Source organism: Acidovorax sp. HMWF029, assembly GCF_003060895.1.
In the GTDB taxonomy this organism is placed as follows: Bacteria; Pseudomonadota; Gammaproteobacteria; order Burkholderiales; family Burkholderiaceae_C; genus Acidovorax.
Window position 1 is genome coordinate 1 of sequence record NZ_QAIH01000171.1, and the last position, 2,032, is coordinate 2,032.

2 protein-coding genes and 1 pseudogene are annotated in these 2,032 nt (G+C 66.1%); all 3 read right to left on the reverse strand.

Going from position 1 to position 2,032, the window contains the following annotated elements; translation table 11 throughout:
- Nucleotides 1-395 (reverse strand): annotated as a pseudogene (locus DBR12_RS12025) (ZIP family metal transporter); the annotation flags it as partial.
- Between the two features lie 75 nt (nucleotides 396-470).
- Nucleotides 471-1,094 (reverse strand): superoxide dismutase, encoded by a 624-nt coding sequence (locus DBR12_RS12030; RefSeq protein ID WP_108617457.1) that lies wholly within the window; start codon nucleotides 1,092-1,094, stop codon nucleotides 471-473.
- A 124-nt stretch (nucleotides 1,095-1,218) separates the two neighbouring features.
- Nucleotides 1,219-1,710 carry a hypothetical protein gene (locus DBR12_RS12035; RefSeq protein ID WP_146185525.1) on the reverse strand — a complete coding sequence of 164 codons (492 nt, stop codon included), beginning with the start codon at nucleotides 1,708-1,710 and terminating at the stop codon, nucleotides 1,219-1,221.
- Nucleotides 1,711-2,032: the final 322 nt, after the last annotated feature.

Genomic DNA, 2,032 nt, shown 5'->3' on the forward strand with positions numbered 1-2,032 from the left:
CCCCAAGCGCCCGCCCCTGCCCCGCGCGCCGTGTGAATGCCCGGGATGATCAGCGAGAACGCGCAGGCCGCCAACATCACGCCCGCGCCAAAGCCAAACAGCGTGTCTTGTGCGCGCTCTGACAGGCGCTGTGACAACAGCACCGGCAGCGTGCCCAAAGCGGTGGCCACAGCGGCCACCAGGCCGCCCCACCAGGCAGCCTCGACCGTTGGCTGGCTGGCAATCCATTGCCATGCCTGGGCAGCGGCGGCCACGATGCCCAGCAGCACAATGCCCAAGCCCAGCCACTGCCGCCAGCGCAAGACCACGGCGCGCCTTGCGGGCGCGGTCACACATTCAGCGGTGAGCACAGGGGATTCCAATGCGGTGTCGGGCGAAGTGGGCGGCATCTGCATGGCGGCTCAGGGTATAGACAGCGGGTGTGGGCAACAGGTGCTATCGGGACAGGGGTGCAATCGCTGGGCGAAGCATCACGCCCGGGCAAGCGCAAAGCGGCGCGCCACCTCGGCCCAGTCGATCACGTTGTAGAACGCCGCGATGTACTCTGGGCGGCGGTTCTGGTACTGCAGGTAATAGGCGTGCTCCCACACATCCAGCCCCAGGATCGGGGTGTTGCCCGACATCACCCCCGCCATCAGCGGGCTGTCCTGGTTGCCCGTGCTCTCCACCACCAGCTGGCCCGCCGCGCCCACACACAGCCAGGCCCAGCCGCTGCCAAACCGCGTGAGCGCGGCTTTGGTGAACGCATCCTTGAACGCGGCAAACCCGCCCAGATCGGTGTCGATGGCGCGCGCCAGTGCACCCTCGGGCTGCCCGCCGCCCTGGGGCGACATCACGCGCCAGAACAGGCTGTGATTGGCATGCCCGCCGCCGTTGTTGCGCACGGGGCCCTGCAGGTTTTCGGGCAGCAACACCAGCCGCGCCACCAGTTCATCAATGGGCAGATCGGCATGGGGCGAGCCCTCCAGCACGGCGTTCAGGTTGTGGATGTAGGCCTGGTGGTGCTTGGTGTGGTGGATCTCCATCGTGCGTGCGTCGATGTGCGGCTCCAGCGCGTCGTAGGCATAGGGCAAGGCGGGCAAGGTGTAAGGCATGGTTGCTTCGGTCGGGTTGAAAGAAGGACGAAAGGAAGACCTCCGGTGCGGGCAGCGCAGGCCGGTGCGGGAGGACGGGACAAAACGCAATCCGGGTCACAACGGCAAGGTGGCCGGGTCGCCGTCAGGACGACCGCCCAAAGGGTCCGTCCTCGGCAAGCGCCTGGGCAATGGCGGGATGCAGGCCATGGCTGCGCACATGGGCGAACAAGGCAGCATGTGTTTCACGCCCATGCCGCCACGCCGCCTGGCGCAGCGCGACGCTACACCGGCCATCCGCCATCAGGCTCTGCAGCAGCCCATGGGCGCTGCTCAGCAAACGCGCCGCCGCGTCGGGCTCAGCCGCCTGCACCTGCAAGTCGGCCACGTTCAGGTGCGACACCACCAGGGCCGCAATGCAATCGTCCTCACGCCCCGCCGGGGGCGTTTGCTGCACCAGGCGCAAAGCCAGTGCCAACGCCTGCTGCTCAAACGCTAACGCCATGGCCATCTGGCCCATCTGCCCGGCAGCGCGGGCGCGCTGCATGGCGCGCTCCCACTGAGGCAAGGTGGCGGGTGTAGGCGGAACACTGCTCGCGGGTGGAGACTGGCTTGGCTGCGGTGTGCCAAAGTCCATGGCAAAACTCCTTGGAGGAGCCTTTTGCGGTGGACAGGGTGTGCGTACTCAGGCGAATAAATGATATTAATTCTCATTAGCTTTGTCTAGACCCCGCTGAGCAGTTCAGGCTCTGGGCTCGACTTTTGAGTGCCCTTGGGTTCTGGGGATGTCCTGAACAACTCGAATTCGTGAGTGCTACAAGGCCGCAGTTTTCAGATGGCGCAGCAGGGGCCGCCGCACATTAGCCACACGAATACCCGCGTCAGTGCCGTTCTACCCCACCAATAGCTGCCCATCCAACCCTACCGCCCCCACTCAGCGCAGCGGCGTGCCGTGCCCC

Bases quoted from the DNA above. Each gene is read 5' to 3' on its own strand.
- DBR12_RS12030 (WP_108617457.1), bottom strand. From the start codon at position 1,094: ATGCCTTACACCTTGCCCGCCTTGCCCTATGCCTACGACGCGCTGGAG.
- DBR12_RS12035 (WP_146185525.1), bottom strand. From the start codon at position 1,710: ATGGACTTTGGCACACCGCAGCCAAGCCAGTCTCCACCCGCGAGCAGT.